This is a genomic window from Arthrobacter sp. FW306-1B-F12A, from assembly GCF_058781865.1.
Genome location: NZ_JBYSXD010000015.1, coordinates 16,846 through 33,811 on the forward strand (window position 1 = coordinate 16,846; position 16,966 = coordinate 33,811).

14 protein-coding genes are annotated in these 16,966 nt (G+C 55.8%); 9 read left to right on the forward strand and 5 right to left on the reverse strand.

Translation table 11 applies throughout. The features are described 5' to 3' along the window. Positions 1–58: 58 nt before the first annotated feature. Positions 59–949 (forward strand): UTP--glucose-1-phosphate uridylyltransferase GalU, encoded by an 891-nt coding sequence (gene galU / locus AC3WJU_RS09635; protein ID WP_284990007.1) that lies wholly within the window; start codon positions 59–61, stop codon positions 947–949. Here galU and AC3WJU_RS09640 read toward each other — a convergent pair. From AC3WJU_RS09640 to AC3WJU_RS09660, 5 genes are all read right to left on the reverse strand, one after another. Continuing rightward, positions 946–1,548, reverse strand: a complete 603-nt coding sequence (locus tag AC3WJU_RS09640; RefSeq protein ID WP_284990006.1) for an arsenate reductase/protein-tyrosine-phosphatase family protein — start codon at positions 1,546–1,548, stop codon at positions 946–948. The two genes, galU and AC3WJU_RS09640, sit on opposite strands and share 4 nt — an antisense overlap. Positions 1,549–1,881: 333 nt before the next feature. Continuing rightward, positions 1,882–2,493, reverse strand: coding sequence for an LPXTG cell wall anchor domain-containing protein (locus AC3WJU_RS09645; protein ID WP_284990005.1), 612 nt, complete (start codon positions 2,491–2,493; stop codon positions 1,882–1,884). A 186-nt stretch (positions 2,494–2,679) separates the two neighbouring features. Then, positions 2,680–4,356 (reverse strand): DUF4012 domain-containing protein, encoded by a 1,677-nt coding sequence (locus tag AC3WJU_RS09650; RefSeq protein ID WP_492259767.1) that lies wholly within the window; start codon positions 4,354–4,356, stop codon positions 2,680–2,682. Positions 4,357–4,568: 212 nt separating this feature from the next. Then, positions 4,569–5,882, reverse strand: coding sequence for a UDP-glucose dehydrogenase family protein (locus AC3WJU_RS09655; RefSeq protein WP_284990003.1), 1,314 nt, complete (start codon positions 5,880–5,882; stop codon positions 4,569–4,571). A gap of 54 nt (positions 5,883–5,936) precedes the next feature. After that, positions 5,937–7,379 carry a sugar transferase gene (locus AC3WJU_RS09660; protein ID WP_284990096.1) on the reverse strand — a complete coding sequence of 481 codons (1,443 nt, stop codon included), beginning with the start codon at positions 7,377–7,379 and terminating at the stop codon, positions 5,937–5,939. A gap of 500 nt (positions 7,380–7,879) precedes the next feature. Here AC3WJU_RS09660 and AC3WJU_RS09665 point away from each other — a divergent pair, with 500 nt between their 5' ends. From AC3WJU_RS09665 to AC3WJU_RS09700, 8 genes are all read left to right on the forward strand, one after another. Then, positions 7,880–9,001 (forward strand): DUF1972 domain-containing protein, encoded by a 1,122-nt coding sequence (locus AC3WJU_RS09665; RefSeq protein ID WP_284990002.1) that lies wholly within the window; start codon positions 7,880–7,882, stop codon positions 8,999–9,001. Positions 9,002–9,027: 26 nt separating this feature from the next. After that, positions 9,028–9,990 (forward strand): NAD-dependent epimerase/dehydratase family protein, encoded by a 963-nt coding sequence (locus AC3WJU_RS09670; RefSeq protein ID WP_284990001.1) that lies wholly within the window; start codon positions 9,028–9,030, stop codon positions 9,988–9,990. A 170-nt stretch (positions 9,991–10,160) separates the two neighbouring features. Next, a complete protein-coding gene (locus AC3WJU_RS09675; RefSeq protein WP_370872121.1) occupies positions 10,161–10,526 on the forward strand; it encodes a DapH/DapD/GlmU-related protein in 366 nt (121 codons plus the stop codon). A 56-nt stretch (positions 10,527–10,582) separates the two neighbouring features. Then, on the forward strand, positions 10,583–12,001 hold the full coding sequence (locus AC3WJU_RS09680) for a lipid II flippase MurJ (protein WP_284990000.1): 1,419 nt from the start codon (positions 10,583–10,585) through the stop codon (positions 11,999–12,001). Between the two features lie 524 nt (positions 12,002–12,525). After that, positions 12,526–13,002 (forward strand): hypothetical protein, encoded by a 477-nt coding sequence (locus AC3WJU_RS09685; protein ID WP_350224971.1) that lies wholly within the window; start codon positions 12,526–12,528, stop codon positions 13,000–13,002. Continuing rightward, positions 12,995–14,152 (forward strand): glycosyltransferase family 4 protein, encoded by a 1,158-nt coding sequence (locus tag AC3WJU_RS09690; RefSeq protein WP_284989999.1) that lies wholly within the window; start codon positions 12,995–12,997, stop codon positions 14,150–14,152. The genes AC3WJU_RS09685 and AC3WJU_RS09690 overlap by 8 nt, the downstream gene beginning before the upstream one ends. After that, on the forward strand, positions 14,124–15,512 hold the full coding sequence (locus AC3WJU_RS09695) for an O-antigen polymerase (RefSeq protein ID WP_284989998.1): 1,389 nt from the start codon (positions 14,124–14,126) through the stop codon (positions 15,510–15,512). The genes AC3WJU_RS09690 and AC3WJU_RS09695 overlap by 29 nt, the downstream gene beginning before the upstream one ends. Next, entirely contained in the window at positions 15,475–16,677 is a 1,203-nt protein-coding gene (locus AC3WJU_RS09700; protein WP_284989997.1) for a glycosyltransferase family 4 protein, read from the forward strand. Before AC3WJU_RS09695 ends, AC3WJU_RS09700 begins: the two co-directional genes overlap by 38 nt. Positions 16,678–16,966: the final 289 nt, after the last annotated feature.

Consider the following 16,966-nt stretch of genomic DNA (forward strand, 5'->3'; position numbering starts at 1 on the left):
TGTCGCAATCTTGCCCCAGGGATTCGTGCTTCCGATAATCCATTCGTAGGATTTGCCTATGTCTATGGGGAGATTAGTTCGTAAAGCAGTTATTCCGGCAGCCGGATTGGGCACGCGTTTCTTGCCTGCCACCAAGGCGATGCCGAAGGAAATGTTGCCGGTGGTGGATCAACCGGCCATCCAATACGTGGTTGAGGAGGCCGTGAAGGCGGGCCTCAGCGACGTGCTGATGATTACAGGCCGCAACAAGCGCGCCCTTGAAGACCACTTCGATCGCGCACCTGATCTTGAACGCTCTCTGGAGCTGAAAGGCGACGAAGCTCGCTTGGACGCCGTGCAGCATGCCTCCGGGCTTGGGCCTATCCACTATGTGCGGCAGGGCGAACCGAAGGGCTTGGGCCATGCCGTGCTGTGCGCCAAGCAGCACGTGGGCGACGAACCGTTTGCAGTGCTTCTTGGGGATGACCTGATTGACGAGAGCGAGGAGCTCCTGTCAACCATGATCGACGTCCAAGCGAAGACAGGTGGCTCGGTGATCGCTCTCATCGAAGTGGAGCCGTCGCAGATCAGCGCGTATGGCTGCGCCGACATTACACCCATTGCGGGGGAGGACTACGTCCGGGTCAACAGCCTTGTGGAGAAGCCTTCCGTGGAAGAGGCTCCTTCGAACTTGGCCGTCATTGGCCGCTATGTCCTGCACCCGGCCGTGTTCGATGTCCTCGAAGAGACCGGGCCGGGGCGCGGCGGCGAGATCCAGCTGACCGACGCGCTTCAGACCCTCGCGAAGGGCAACGGCGAAGGCACGGGCGTCTACGGGGTGGTCTTCCGCGGACGTCGCTATGACACCGGAGACAAGCTCAGCTACTTGAAGGCCGTCATCACCCTGGCGTCCGAGCGCGCCGAATTCGGTGAAGACCTCAAAACCTGGATGAAAGGCTTCCTCGGCTAGGACGGCTGCATGCTTAGACGCGCGTAGCGCAGAATCCTGAGGATGGCCGGGGCCAGCTCGTCTTCCATCCGCAGGTACGCCTCGGCGCCCTGTTTGTAGGGGTCCGCGACGTCGTTGTCCGAGGAGTTCGCCGCGAGGACGAGGTGGCGGACTGAGGATGCCCGTGCCGGCAGTTCTCGCCATAGTTGGGTGTAGTCAGAGCCCGACGGCGGTGGGTCGGCTCGTTCTTCAAGGGCGGTCACCATCCGTGCGAACTCGCGGATGGTGAACGTCCGTTTGAGCAGGGAGGCGTCCAGTTGCAGAACTTCCCCGCGATGGTGGGACGCCATGGTGAGTACCAGGTCCGATTCCCTGAGGATCTTTGAAGTGAGCTGGCGCGCGGCAAAGTCATCGGGCGTGCCGCCATACGTGCGGATGATGTCCGCTGACAGCGGCTGAATGGGGCTTCCAACCATGGCGCGGGTGCCGGCGCTGCGGACTTCGAAGCCGCCGGGAAGAACCTGGTCCAGGCCTGCCTGAAGCAAGCGTTCGGCTACGGGGGAGCGGCAGATGTTGCCGGTGCAAACGGTCAGTATCCGAACGGGGTGGGGCGATTCCAAAGGTATAGCTCTTTCACTGGCTGGCTGGCTGGCAGGCAGGCGCGCGTGACACCTGTGTTTTACAAGTTAACACCCAGAGTCATAATCACGAGTGACGTAGCAGGGCGAAGGCAGCCAGGCCGAAGGAAATCGCGGCCAGCAGGATCAGAAAAATGATTGGCCAGGCCGCACTCGGAATCGCTGGAATTCTTGGAATCGCTGGCAACTCCACCCTGAAGCTCAGCCGCTTGCGGCGTCGCCAATGTCTCCCCATGTTCATAAGTTACCGTAGGCGCAAGCAAGGAGGGGTTGTTTCCGGATCACCGGAAACAACCCCTCCTTTTCGTTGTGCGTTTAGGCTGCGGCTACGGTTTCGTTCTTTGCGCGGCGGCGAACCACCACTACGGAGGCCGTGCCGGCTACGAGTGCGCCAGCACCAACCAGGCCCCAAAGGATCAGGCTGGAGTCGACGCCGGTGTTGGCCAAACCGGTACCGCCGGTGTTGGCAAGCCCGGTGCCACCGGTGTTTGCAAGACCTGCGCCGCTAACTCCTGCAGCAACCACGGTCGACGTGACGCTGTGGCCGGAGGTCGCGCCGACAGCGGTCAACTGGTAGGTGCCTGCAGCAGTCAGCGTAACGTTGGTGGAGAAAGCGCCGGAGCTGTTGGCAACAGCGGTCACCGTTGTGGGTGCCAGGTGAAGGGCGCCGGGTACGGCCAAGGCGAGGCCGCCACTGGTGCCGGGTGCTGCTGCGCCCTGAGGAGCGGCAGTAAATGTGATTGTGACAGTGATGGTTTCGCCGGGCGTGAAGCCGCCTCCGGAGAATACGACGGATCCGCCCACCGTTACAGTCGCGCTAGAAACGGTGCCCGGGACCGGTGCCGGGTAATCGACGGCCATTGCCGGAGCCGAAGCGGCGAGAGCGATGGTGCCCGCAAGCGCGAGCGCTGCAAGTGATTTCTTCAATTTTTGTCCCCCTGAGACCTTTGGTATGTGCTTGAGACCTGCTGCGAAATTCATTGTGGTGATGTGATTTCATCCACCACGAACACGTGAACTGAAATCTGAGACCTACCCAAGAGAGAAGCTACCACCCTAAGGGTGCTTACTGCAAAGTAAATCCAAACTCGTTACAAAGGGTTAACACCCTGTCTATCCGAGGGCTCCACAAGTTTCTGATTCGGTCGTGAGAACCACTTTGTCAATGGGCTGGATAGTTGGCGTGACCACCACTTCAGGCTGGCTATGCTGGACGATTTTTCCGAAAGTGAATTCCACGGTACTGCTCTGTCCAGGGGCCAGCCGTACGGAGAGTGTGCCAACTGGTCGGTCGTCGTGGCGCTGCGCACCAAACGGAACAGTCTTCCCGTCCTGCGTGGCAGTTTCAACCAGGGATTGGGAAGGCCCGTACGCGATCACGTTGCTTTGTGCAGTACCGGGCGGGACTCCGTAAGCTCCACCGCCTGTAACATATGCCGGTAACGATGTGGCCGCGTCAACAGGAGCCGTATTAGTGCTTGTGATTCGAACCTTGACTGTTGCATAACCATCGGCAGCCGTGCATTGCTCGACAAGCCGAACAGTGCGTTTCACGTAGTAGTCCATTTTCGCGCCAGTACCGTCATTGAAGTAAGCGCCGAATTGGGCAGCGGGCACGCTAGGGCCGGATATTGAGCCGCTAAGCGTGTACTTCGCGAGAACGGACTGTTCGGTGGTATCTGCCGACCAGAGCAGGACCCTGTGTTCTTCTACGCCTTTCCCTACTCCGGCGAGCAGGCTTTTGGCATCGCCCTTGCCGGAGGAGAGAGCACCGAAGATTTCCTTGGCCACCACTGCAAAGTAAGCGTCTTGCGCCTTTGGATCTTTGATTTGGGCGTATACGTCGGAAAGTAGGGTTTTTACCACATTCTTGCCGGAAAGCTGGTTCGGAAGTTTCCCTCCAGTTAGGGCAAGCATCTGCGGGTCCTGAAGGCTGACAGGTCCTGTGGCGTCCAGGATGTAGCCCAGAGCCACTGGATCGATCGAAATTGCTCCGTCCAGCTGTTCACTCTTTTTCTGTTCCCACATCTTCAACGCGGTGGTGGCAGCCGTCGGGAAATCTGGGGTGAAGTTAACGTCCTGCATGAAGGTGCCCATACGGTCCGTATAGATGCGTTGTTGCTCTTCATCCACCGATACCGGAGGGGTGAAACGGCCAAGTTCCGTAGCGCTGGTTTCGGCGGAAAGGCTGATTTTGCCCTTGTCGGCGGTAAGGACGACCAAGGCGCCCGGGATGCCTCCCGTGGCTCGGGCCTCGGCGTTGTTTTGGACCAGCAGCAGGTAGTGCCGCGGCTTATCGGAGCCCAACAGGCCCGGAGCTAGTCCCGCGGCGTCGGACGCCGTGTCCAACTCGTCCACAACAGAGCCAAGTTGTTGTCTGGCTTGTATCAGTGGCCCAGCGATCTGCGGGAGCAGGCCGCCGGCATCGATACCGTTCAGGCGCTGCGCAGATGCGCGCACGGCTTGAGCGGCGGAGGACACCGCGGGGGCTGCCTTGCGGATTGGTTCCAGGTCGGTGCCGCCTGCGCTCGGCATCAGCTTGTCCCATTTCAGGGAATCGTAAACCTTTACAAGGGGTGTGACGCCCAGCGAGGCTACGTCGTCGGCTGAACGGGCAATTTCGGCAGTGGCCGAGAAATTCGCGCCGAGCCACGGGGTGGCCGACGCCAAAGACCAGAGCGGATCGGAGGCAGCGTCGCGGGCCGCCGCAGTGTGGCGCCGAAGCTCGTCGGCAGAAGCCGTGGCATCTGCGGGGCGGTTCTGGAGGATGTCTTCTTTGAGTTTGGGCACCAACTGGGTGGATGCTTCGAGCTCGGTCTGGATGGTGGAAGCCTTAGCACCAAGCCATAGGGCGGCGGCGCCGGCAACCACCAGACAGGCCCCAAGGCAAATTCCGGCTGTCAACTGGCGACGACGGCGCTTGCTTGCTTGGGATTTCCCCCTGCCCCGACGCAGCTCGGGTTCGTTCGGGGTGGTATCGGACAGTTCGTTTTCCGTCACGCCTAGGGCCTTCCGAGTCCACGGTACTGCCATCCGGCAGCACGCCATTTTGCGGCGTCCAGCACGTTTCGTCCGTCCAAGATCCGGAGACCGGCAACGCCGCTGCTCACTTCAAATGGGTCGAGTTCCTTGTATTGTTGCCATTCGGTGAGCAGGAGGAGTGTATCGGCTCCTGCGATCGCTGTATCCAAATCAGATTCGTACTGCAGTTCAGGGAATCGCTTGGCGGCGTTTTCCAGGGCTTTCGGGTCAGTTACCGTCACGACGGCACCTTGAAGCTGGAGTTGGGCGGCGATGCTCAGGGCCGGCGAGTCCCGGACATCGTCGCTCTCGGGCTTAAAAGCAGCACCGAGCACGGTGACGCGGTGACCGAGCAGGCTTCCACCGCAAAGCTCGCGGGTAAGTTCTACGACACGCGTGCGGCGTCGCATGTTGATCGAATCCACTTCTCGCAGGAAGGTCAGGGCCTGATCGGCGCCGAGTTCGCCGGCCCTGGCCATGAATGCCCGGATGTCCTTGGGGAGGCATCCACCACCAAAACCAATTCCGGCGTTAAGGAATTTTCGGCCGATCCTGTCATCCATGCCGATAGCGTCTGCCAAACTAGTGACGTCCGCGCCTGCTGCTTCGCAGACCTCCGCCATGGCATTGATGAACGAAATTTTGGTGGCGAGGAAGGAGTTGGCTGCTGCCTTGACGAGTTCGGCTGTCGGGTGGTCTGTGACCAATCTGGGGGTGCCATCTGCCAGCGGACCGGAGTAAACCTCGTCCAAAATGGTGACGGCGGGGTGGTCTTCCGAGCCTTCCTCGACGCCGTAGACCAGACGATCTGGGGAAAGAGTATCTTTGACGGCGTGCCCCTCGCGTAAGAACTCGGGATTCCAAACGAGGTGAGCGCTGGGTTGATATTCGGACAAGAGGTCAGCCAGACGGGAAGCGGTCCCCACCGGGACAGTGGACTTGCCGACCACAAGGTCGCCGGGTCTTATGTGCGGAAGGAGCGCCTCCATTGCGGCATCGACGTGGCGCAGATCGGCGCCATTTTCGCCCTTCTTCTGGGGTGTCCCCACACAAATGAAATGGACGATGCTCCCAGCAGTCTTCGACATGTCAGTGGTGAATGACAGCCTTCCCGTCCCCTGCACGTCGCTAAGGAGTTCGTCCAAACCGGGTTCGAAGAACGGGGCACGGGCTGCCGATAGGGCACTGATCTTTCGTTCGTCCACGTCGATTCCGACCACCTCGTGGCCAAGTTTGGCCATGCAAGCTGCGTGCACAGCCCCGAGATAGCCACAGCCAATAACTGAAATGCGCATTATGTTGCCTTCCCCCAGAGGGTCGTTTCTGCGTCACGGTCCAACACGGCCTAATTAGTAGGCGCCGTCGCCGCCCAAGACGGCACGGGCAGTGCGAAGCAAAATTATCAAGTCCCCGGCCAGAGACCAGTTTTCCACGTAGTAAAGATCCAACCGTACGGAGTCCTGCCAGGAGAGATCGGACCTTCCGCTTACCTGCCACAGCCCGGTCACTCCAGGCTTGACCAGAAGCCGTCGACGCGCATCCTGTTCGTAGGCCTCCACCTCGAGCGGTAAGGGCGGCCGCGGGCCCACCAAACTCATGGACCCGGAAACAACATTGAATAGCTGAGGGAGCTCATCCAGGCTGTATCTTCGCAAGAAGCGTCCAGTACGCGTAATGCGTGGATCGTTCTTGACTTTGAAGAGGATCCCGTTGCCGTCATTCCGGTGTGCCAGCTCAGCGAGCCGCGCTTCGGCATCGACAACCATGGAACGAAACTTGAGCATTTTGAATGGAGTGCCCTCAAACCCCACGCGTTCCTGCTTAAACAGGATCGGGCCGGGGCTATCGAGCTTCACCAGGAGGGCTAGGACCGCCAGCAGAGGCGAAAACACTACAACCAGCCCCGCGGAAACCACAATGTCGAACAGTCGTTTGGCGACACGCTGCCCGGCTTCGAGCGTAGGCGTTGTGACGTGAATAAGCGGGAGCCCAGCGACTTGCTGTGTGTGAATACGCGGTCCTGCTATATCAGTAAGGGCAGGGGCCATAATCAGCCCGACATTCCGTTCCGCTAATTCCCAACCGAGCTGGCGGAGGGTCCTTGGATGCAGAAGGACCCCCGCCGTCACGGCCACGGCGTCAGCTTCGCATCGCCCGATCGCGTCAAGTATTGCCTTCGTCTCCGACTCATGGCCAAGCACGGGCAGCCCGACACCTGTCAATTCGTGCGATTGCGATGAGTCGCCGGGCGTGTAAGCGGCAACGGGCATATAGCCGGCATGTTTCTCCCGCACTAGGGTCGCGGCAAGGTGAACGATCGCGCTCGGACTTCCTAGCAACATGAGCCGAGACATTCGTCGGCCCTTCTGGCGATGGACGCTCAGATGCTGGCGAAGTAACCATCGCGCAAGGAGGAGTCCAACAAGTCCGGCAGGTAAAGCGATTCCGACATACCCCCGGGCGGTTTCTACACGGAAGACGTAAGAGAAAATCGCAACGAAACCGAAAAGCCAGAGGGATGCTGCCGCCACGCGCTTGTACTCATCCGGCCCCGAGCCGAGGATTCGGCTTTGCCTTGTGCTCCACGCCCCCAGCATGAGCCACCATGTAATGGCGAGGAATATTGACAGCCAGAAGTAGCTGGAATCCTGACCCTTGATGCTGAATCCTGAATCCAGGCCGAACCGAATGCTGTATGCGCCAGCCACGGCCCAAACAATCACAAAGGCATCAACTACCCTCAAGGTACGAGACGTCCTTACTCGCCAATCAGAAACTGTCCCCACCAGCATCCCCATGTATGTAGTCGTTTTCAGTTTTTGGGAGTCCCCGGGCCTAGGATACAGCCGCCCGGGATGCCACCTCTAATGTTGCGAACCAGGGACAAAATTAATCTCAAACAGCGCCCAGACCCAAACCTGATCCCCCGCCCCGCCGGAGTCGCTTGATTGCCTCGATCTACGGAAGAAGGCGAATGGCTGCAAATTCTATCAGTGCCGTCGCACTGATCCGGGCAGTGCGGGTCGAGAATGTCAACGGTAAGCCAAGCCTCCCCAGGCTGACACACACTTCCCGCTCGGTTCCAGTCATGTCCTTCGGCGGGATAGCATCATCCGTGAGACCACGCCTCTCCATCTGGGAGCACTTGTCAGGGTCGGCGGCTCTACTCAGCCGCAACGGCGTAGCGGTGGACACTTACGGTTTGACTAAAGCGAGGCGGGGAAACGTTCCGGTGAGCACGTCGAAATCAACCTGAATTATCGATGAGCAAAGCAATAAAATTGGGGTGAGCATGACCAAATCGATAGCAATAATAGGTACTCGAGGCTATCCAAGTTACTACGGCGGCTTCGAAACTGCGGTTCGGAAGCTAGCACCTTTCCTCGCCGATTGCGACTGGACGGTTACCGTCTACGGCCGCCGTAAGGCGTCAAGGGAAGTTGCTGCGGAGGCAGATCCCAGAATCAGTCAAAAGATTACGTTTGGGATAGAGAATCGATCATTCAGCACCCTCTCGTTCGGCCTCACATCCGTTTTGCATGCGGTTCGCACAAAGCCAGATGTAGCGCTCGTTATGAATGTCGCTAACGGATTCTGGTTGCCTCTTCTGAAGCTCAGGGGAATTCCAACTCTCGTTAATGTTGATGGCATGGAGTGGGAGCGGGCGAAATGGGGACGTCTTGCCCGAACCGTCTTTCGTTTGGGAGCCAGGCTCACCGCAAAGTTTGCGGACGAACTGGTGGCGGATGCCAAAGAAATCCAACATCGGTGGAAAGTTCAATTCGGTAGGGAAAGTACATTTATTCCGTATGGCGGGGATGAGATATCGCCCCTCGAGCTTGGTGAAGAACTGCGATCTCGATCGTACGTGCTCGTCGTCGCAAGATTTGTTCCAGAGAATACGATTCATGAATTCTTCGAAGCAGCGGACCGGCTTGCCAAGGAGTATCCGGTTGTAGTGGTCGGTGCGTCGGGGTATGGTGGCGCACTTGATGAGAAGGCGGAGTTGTTGGATCGCAAGCATCCGAACTTCAATTGGCTCGGAAGAATTAGCGATGATGCGCGATTGTTTGCATTGTGGCAACATGCGGGAGCATATTTCCACGGCCACAGCGTCGGCGGCACCAATCCTGCCCTGGTTCAGGCAATGGCTACGGGCGCCCCGATCGTCGCCCTTGACACTGCGTTCAATCGCGAAGTTCTAGGCAACGATTCGATTTTTACATCTAATTCCCCGATGGATATTTACGACTCGATCGTGCGACTCATGGAGTCCGAATCACTTCAGGAAGCAACCTCTACCTCGAATATCGAGCGTGCGAGGAGTCTGTATTCATGGAGTTCAGTATTAGAGAAGTATCAAGATCGGTTACTTTGTTTGGTTGAGCGCAAAAAGAACAAGAACCGACCCTAGATAGAATAAAGACGGAGCGATACGACATGCGCGTTATGGTTACGGGATGTGCCGGTTTCATCGGAAGCCATTTAGTAAATCGACTGCTAGCTGACGGTCATCAGGTAACGGGGATTGATTCCTTCACCGATTACTACCCTCGCGAATTAAAAGAACGAAACAACGCTTGGAACATGGGGAAAGAATCGTTCCAGTTCATTGAGATGGACTTAGCGATACTCACGAAGGCTGAGTTGACTGGAGTTGACGCTATTATTCATTTAGCTGCCCAGCCCGGCGTTCGTGCATCTTGGGCGAAGTTTGACAACTATATCAATGAAAACTTGCTGTCCACGCATAAGTTGGCAACTGCGGCCGGGGAGGCTGGCGTTAAGAGATTTGTCTTCGCCAGCAGCTCATCGGTCTATGGTGACGCGCACGCCTACCCAACGCACGAAACTACCCCAACGATCCCAAGGAGTCCCTACGGGGTTACCAAACTCGCAGGGGAGAGTCTTCTTGATGCGCACGCCGCGAACTTCGGTCTCGAGGTGTTTGCCCTTCGTTTCTTCACGGTTTACGGCCCGGGTCAGCGGCCAGACATGGCTATTCAGCGATTGATTAGGTCTGCAATTGATGGCGGGGAGTTTCGACTTTATGGTGACGGACATCAGAGGCGGGACTTTACTTTCGTAGCCGATATCGTAGACGCTTGCGTTCGTGCGACATCTTCGATCTACCCTGACGGAACTGTTCGATTGAATATCGGGGGTTCTGGGGATATTTCTATGAACGAACTGATATCGCTGGTCGAATCGACGGTCGGCGGTCCGGTGAATTTGTCTCGACATCCAGCTCAACTCGGCGATGTTCTCCGTACTGGAGCCGATGGAAGCCGATCCTCTGAGATCCTGGGATGGAAACCCCGCGTACAAATCGAAGAAGGAGTGGCTCGTCAGGTGAAGTTCGAGCTTGAGCCTACTTACGGTACCTGGGGGTCAACGCATTGATGGTTAGTTTTAGCATTTCCTCTGAGCTTCGAGCGTTGCGACTTGCCTTTGGTCACTGCTTGGCTGCTGTCCTTCTTCCTCCGTACTCCACGAGACGGCTTCGGGCCTTGTGTTTCAAGTTGGGGGGCGCACGGGTCGCCCCAGGAGTTGAGATATGCGGGGGTACCCGTATGACCGGCAACACTGTGAGGATTGGAAAAGGGTGCTTCATCGGTGCAGGGGTTTTGATCGAGGCGAACACTTCTGCCGAAGTCTTCATTGGCACGAACGTGGCGATCGGTCCGGGGACAACGATTTTGACGAGCACTCACGAAATCGGCGACAGGGGTAAGCGTGCGGGATCACCTGTCGCTAGATCAGTGAGGATCGGTGACGGCGCATGGATCGGCGCTGGCGTGACTATCCTGCCAGGCATTAGCATCGGGAACGGTGCTGTTGTTGCGGCAGGGTCAGTGATCCACAAAGACGTCGCTGATTCATTCGTGGTGGGCGGTCAACCTACTCGAACTATTCGAGACCTCAGTAGCCACTCGTGACTGGCGTGGGTGTTAAGACAAGTTTGGAACGAACGGTGTCGGCCTCAAGGGCAGGCATGACGACGACGGTTTTGACCCTCCTAAATGTGATCTTGGGATTTGTCTTCCAGAGTGCAGTTGCGGCGACAATGGGTCTTTCCGGCGCGTCTGACAGCTTTCAACTGGCGTGGAGTATTGTCACGTTCGGAACGGTGCTTTTCTTTACGCTTGTACCAATATTACTGGTTCCACGACTTGAGAATCCGATAACGCGCGAGATTGGCCTCGGCGACTGGCCGAAATTCGTCATGCTGGGCACAGTATTGACGCTGGCCCAGCTTCTTATCGCAAACTACTGTGAGCCTGGCCTTGCAGATATTCTCCGATGGTCTGCTCCCAGCCATTTGTTTGCAGCTATGACGGCAATACCACTGGCCGTGGCCTACATAAGGAAACGCTTCGTGGTCGCCGGAATTGGTCCGGCAATCAATGGGGCGGCGCTCCTAGGTTCATTTATGCTGACCGGAACGACCCAACAGCCTTCTTCGATAGGCGCCTGTCTAACTATTGGCTACATGTGCCAGATGATCTTCGTCGGTGTATTTTCCATGAATCGAGGGGGTCCATTCGGGGTAGGATCCCATATTTCCATTCGCCTCTACGTGTTTCTTGTTGGTTTCACACTATTGTCAAAATTTCAGCCGCTATTGGAAAGATTCTTGTCCGTGGTTGGCCCAACGGGATCAACCGCGACATTGGGGTTTGGACAGAAACTCGCCCAGGGACTGTTGCTTTTCGCGGCGTTTGGTCTCGCCCTTACGGCCAACGCGACGCTCGCCCGCAAAGTGAAATCAGAGGATTTGGAAAGCGCTGCCGATCTCATGGCCAAAACAGTCGTCACCACGATCGTGTTCTCCGCGATAGTTCTATTGGTCGCTTTACCGTTGAAAGATCTCGTAATTCGTGTCCTCTTCGTACGAGGTGAATTCACTAGTTCGGATGCCGCAGATGTCGGCGATGTATTGTTGTGCCAACTACCCTGGGTGATCGCATGCGCAATTACCGGGGCACTCACATCATATTTGTATATTGAGCGTAGCTACGTACGCGTCGCGACCGCCGCGGTGATCGGACTAGTTGTCACATTCATAGTCTCTCGTCTGCTTCAGCAAGCCTTCGAACTGACTGCCGTCCCAATAGCGAGCAGCGCCGGAGCGGTTGTCACTCTTTTTTGGATTATCTGGCTCGTTGCGCGGTCTCCCATTTGGCCCCATTTACGGCGTAAGCTTGGCGCGTATCGGACCCTACTGTATTTTTCGAGCTTCTCGGTTATTGTTTCTTTTGGCATTTCCGTAATTTCCCGCCTAACCGTAGGAAGCGACGTGGGTTTGACAAACGTACTATTGGGGTTCTTCTTCATAGTGTCTGTACTGTTTATTCGATTCTATAGGCCAATTTGGAAGCAATGTCGAGCAGCCACAGGCGGGAAACTGTGAAAATTAAGACCGTTGTTGCCCTAGTGCTTGGAACACGAGATGTTGCGAGTAGTCGAATTCGCGCCCACATTCCCTTGGACCATATCGAGCATTCTGGATACCGGGTCATAAGAATCATAAGTTCGTCAAGGTTCTGGCCGATCTATTTATTTCTTTCAACGCTGATTCGTAGGCCTGAAGTTTTGTTCTTTCAGAAAGTAATGCCTCCGCCGTGGTTTCTTCAGATTTCTCGTTCGCTGTGCGCCAGAATGGTTTTTGATCTGGATGACGCGATTTATCTTGGATATCCAGGTTCGTCCAGTCGACAAGTGACTAAGGCCAGTTCGCGTGTACGACGAGGTCTTCGATATTTCGATCTTGTGCTGACTTCGAACGCGATGATACGGAATGACCTGGGATTGAGCTCGGATTCAAGGTGTGTCATTTTTCCCGGACCGAGCCCGCTTCTGCCCGAAACCGAGGAGGATCTAGCTTCTAAAGAGCGCGCGGTTCTTTGGCTCGGAAGTCCGTCAACAATTTCTAACGTGGAATCGATTCTTCCAGCAGTTGCTGCACTGCTCCCGGATCTAGAATTCTTAATCGTCGGCAGTCCGATCGACGTGGACTTGACTGGATCCATTCGAAGACAACAATGGACAGCTTCGGTTGAAGAACACGCATTGAGGCGGTGCTGGTCAGGATTGATGCCTCTGGAGGCCACGGTTTGGAACAAGCGGAAGGCCGGCTATAAGGTACTCGAATATCTGCGGCACGGGGTTATTCCCGTTGTTGAAGATTCTCAGATTATAAGGACTCTCCTAGGGGAAAGGACCGAGCAGCTTTGCGAACTCGTAAGGGGCGGCAGCGCCTCGGCCTGGGCCGAGGCTATTGAAAGATCGCTAACCCGATCCCCGGACGGTGCTTGGCTGGAAGCCCGAGAGGAGGTCTTCGCAACCTGGGACAGTGGAACTTTTGCAAGACTGATCCTCGATAAGAATTGCAGGGAAGGACTTCGTGAATAAGTCGGTTGTTATGGTGTGCTCCCAGTATCCGCCAATTTATGGGGGAGCAGGACAGCAGGCGAAGCTTCTGAGCCAGACTCTTGTTAGTCGCGGTTGGGAAGTGGCTGTAGTCACCCTAGATCAGAAGGGCGTCGGAAGCTCTCTCGGCCAGGGGCTCGGAGTGGTTCGGCTGCTTCGGGGTATCGCGGGGACGGGCAAGCTTCAAAGAGCACTGACCACCATCGCGCTGGGGTTGGGCGCGGCGTCGATAATTTTGAAGAGGCGCCCCACGGCAGTCCACGTTCACGGAGCATATTGGTGGAGTATTCCGGCTGTGCTTGCTGGTCGGCTTGTGTCGGCCACCACGGTTGTGAAGGTGACCCGAGACGGCGAGGATGATCCAGAGACCGTGTTGGGACGGAAGTTCCTACGGGCAGTCCCCTTGGGCTGGCTGTACGGGCTGTCGCTCAGGGCGTCGGATTACGTAGTTGTGCTCAGCACGGAAGCCTACGAAAAGGCGAAGGCGTTCGTTCCCGCGAAACGTCTCAGGTTGGTTCGAAATGGCGTTGACCTTCATGCTTTGGACCGGACCGAGGAACGACGGGAAAGCGCCCGAAAAAAATATGGCGTGGGTCCCGAGACGAAAGTTACTACATTTATCGGTTATCTGGTTGAGCACAAGGGCATTTTAGATCTCTTGTCGGCCTGGAAGCTTAGATCGAAAACCAGCAATAGCGAGTTATGGCTTGTTGGACCATATGAGGGTTTTTATCGCGAATTGACTTCGCGGGCCATAAGTGAAATAAGCGCCATGCAGGCCGTGGGATTCAAAATAAGATTGTTCGGGCACGTTGACCCGCAAGAAATGCCTTCAATCTACTGGGCGAGCGATGTCTTCACACTACCAAGCTACAGCGAAGGAATGCCGAACAGCCTGGCGGAAGCAATAGCTGCAGGATGCGTGGTTGTTGGAACAGCCATTCCGGGCATTACAGATATTGCCAGGCTTGCGCCTTCCGTGCTGATTGAACCCGGGGATGTTCATGCGCTGACGAAGGCCCTAGATTCAGCAGAGCTAATTGGGCACAGCAATTTCTCCGAGCATCGAGCAGGCCTCGGGATCGAAAATACTGCGAGTCTGATTGAAGAGTTATATGTTTCATCGACTTAATGTGAGATTTATCGGATCCCTGACTGCGATCGCTATTGCCTTGCTATTTCCGTTCGTATCTGGCGGCCCGAATGAAACATCTGTTAGCTTTGCGGTTCTAATTGCAATTTGCGGTTTCTGTCTGTTTCGCCTTCGTTCAACGGCTGGTCGGGGCTTAGAAGGATCGTCTGCGTTGGTCATTCTCCTCATAGCAGCTGTCTACGGCGTTGGGCTGGTTGATCGATCAGGCCCAGTATTTGGTATTAACCCAACGAGTCAAGACTATGAGCTAGTCGCTATCGGGCTCATAAGTCTTTTTGCCGGTTCGTTGATCGCCGCCAACCTTCGATTTAAGAGTGATTATACCCTCGAATCCAAGCCGAAATTCGGACAGGTACTGTTCAGAGGAGACCATAGGATAATTGTCATTTCGGGTTTGGCAATGACTGCCGCCGTGGTGAACTATGCAACTGGGGGAATTCCAGTATTGTCGAATGACGTGGACGGTAGTAGATTCACGGGCAACTACGGAGTCCTAGGTCGATTCTGGCCAATTATACTTCCAATTCTGCAGATAGTTGTGATTATAGCTTTTGCCCGACTTTGTGCAGGCCGCGGAAGCCGCAAGTGGTTCGTACTTGGTGGTCTGTCGCTCGTTTTTCTTTTTCTGAGTGGAGGGAGATCACTATTCATTGTCCCGCTTATTGCCATCGGACTGCTCAGCGTCGATTTCTTTAGACCGCGATTCAGGACAATTTTGTTGTTTGCGGCTGCTGGTTTTGGGGTTATTGGAGCTTTTGGTTATGCGCGAACACTTGGATCAAATGGCAGTCAAGCTAGCCTTGCGTATTTGGGTACCCGGGAACAAGACTCCTGGTTCGGCGCTTTGGATATTTCACTTCAGACCGGACCTCGGGTAATGTCGGCGGCCCGAGAATCCATTCACGAAAGTTTCCTTTCCGGACAGTTCTTTTGGGCCGATCTACAGAATTTTCTCGGATTTCAGGTTATGCCGTCGGATCGACTTGTAACAGTTTTGCTCGATCGACAACCTGATCAGGTTGGCGGGTTGCCGCCCACTCTTTTTGGAGGGTTGTACCTGGATTGGGGTCTCGCGGGGGTCATAGTAGGCGCCGTTGCGATTGGGATACTTCTTGAAATATTTCGATCTCGCGGGTTGTTTAGATTGAATTTGGCCAATTTGGTGTGGGCTTATTATTTTTCGGCGTATATTCTGATGTCTGTTTATAGTTACGTCGGAGCGAAACCAAATCTTCTTTTCGCTGCCGTGATTTGTCTGTTCGGTTTTGATCGAGTGAAAGGGGACTTTGGTGAGAATACTAATGGTCTCGAAGTATCGGGAGTTTCACGGCGGCGTTGAGTCGCATATTCTAGATTTGATTGCGGGCCTTTCTGAACTTGGACATCGAGTGGAGTTGTTTAGTTCGGAGGATGTACCCGGTGATGGATTCGATGCTCGAGCGCGTGGTCTGGCGGCAAAAGTCCGATCGGTCGGTTCGCTATTCTGGAACTCAGCTGCGCGAGAGGCTCTTGCCGCTGCCATTGAGAAGTTTGAACCGGACTTGGTGCACTATCACTCCATCTACCACCAGTTGAGTCCATCCGTGCTTGATATTTCGTCGGTTCCTTCCATAATGACCCTGCATGACTACAAGTTGGTCGCTCCTTGCTACTCGCTATACCGCGATTCTCAGATCTGCACTGACTGCGTGGGACGAAAATTTGCGCTGCCAGCCGTTCTGAACCGTTGCGTCAAGGGGAGTGCAATTGCATCGGTGGTGTGTGCTGCGGAGCAAGTGATCTACAAGAGTAGGTACATAGATTCTGTAGATCAGTTTATAGTTCCGTCTAGCTTTCTGCGCCAGATGTTGGTCGAATCGGGCATTCCGGAAGAGCGGATGACCGTTGTCCCTTGGGGGGTCCCCGCCAATTCTCCCGAGACAGTCCTGGTGTCTGAATCTCCCGCTAACGGTTCGAAGTTTGTGCTGTATGCCGGCCGACTCCACGAGTCCAAAGGTTTGGGGCAGCTTTTGGATGCTTGGACCGGTTTGGTAACCAAAGAAGACTACAAACTGATTGTTGTCGGCGGAGGTTCTCTGGAACCGTCTGTTCGCGCGGCAGTGGCAAGTGACCCAAGTGTTGAGTACTTGGGAGTAATTGATAGAGGGCATTTGTTGGATCTAGTTTCGATGGCGGAAGCGACCGTGATGCCATCGATAGTTCCAGAGACCATGGGATTGTCTGCTCTCGAAAGCCTTGTGCGCGGGACTCCTGCTCTCTTGACTGGGCGAGGCGCGCTATCAGAGCTCTCCGGTGCTGGGACCGTAGACATTGATCCTGGTGCTTTGGTCGAGTCACTTGCGGAGGCGCTGTCCAGGATAGTTCGTGATCCGTCATTCTTGGCGGCCAAGCGAGCGGAGTTGGCAAAGCGTGATCTATCAATGTACACGCGGGATGCGATGGTAGGTCGGATAGTCGATATCTATAAGTCGACCCTCCTTGCCTCCTCGGGATCTCATCGGTAGGGGTATGACCGTGGGCGTCGTGGTGGGGGCGGAGCTCGGTGAGGTCTTGCTGCAGAGTACGGATCTGCAACGCTCAGATAGGGGAACACGTGAACAACGCGTTGACAAGTTTCCGGAGTCTCATCTCCAACCGTCGCCTTCCATCTGTCGTCGTTGGCGAGTTCTGGTCGTCGACAGTGTTTAGGGCTCCTCTTCATGGTCGGCGACGAGCTCGTGAAGGTCTTCTGGCGAGCTTGGACCGTAATCCGCAACACTTCCAAACAGCTACAATTGCCGTAACCGCAAGAAT